The sequence below is a fragment of the Acetobacter suratthaniensis genome, assembly GCF_017377745.1.
GTDB classification, from domain to species: Bacteria; Pseudomonadota; Alphaproteobacteria; order Acetobacterales; family Acetobacteraceae; genus Acetobacter; species Acetobacter suratthaniensis.
Genome location: NZ_JAFVMG010000065.1, coordinates 1 through 437, shown reverse-complemented (window position 1 = coordinate 437; position 437 = coordinate 1). Strand labels below are relative to the sequence as shown.

1 pseudogene is annotated in these 437 nt (G+C 59.0%); it reads left to right on the top strand.

Annotated features, from left to right (window positions below):
* Positions 1–437 (top strand): annotated as a pseudogene (gene glyA, locus J2D75_RS14320) (serine hydroxymethyltransferase); the annotation flags it as partial.

Sequence of the window (437 nt, the reverse complement as noted above, 5' to 3'; positions counted from 1 at the left end):
CGTTTTTTCAACGCTGAGCTGAAAGATGCGGATGCTGCGATTTTTGACGCGATAACGAGCGAGCTTGAGCGCCAGCGCGACGGGATTGAGCTGATTGCGAGCGAGAACATGGTGTCTGAGGCGGTTCTTCAGGCACAGGGCAGCGTTCTGACGAACAAGTATGCCGAAGGGTATCCGGGCCGCCGGTATTATGGTGGCTGTGTGGAAGTGGACAAGGTGGAAAGCCTTGCCATTGAACGTGTAAAGACGCTGTTTGGCGCGGGCTATGCGAACGTGCAGCCGCATTCTGGCGCGAATGCAAACCAGGCGGCATTCATGGCGCTTGGCAAGCCGGGCGATACGGTTCTGGGCATGAGCCTTGCCGCGGGCGGGCATCTGACACACGGCGCGGCGCCGAACTATTCGGGCAAGTGGTTCAACGCGGTGCAGTATGGCGT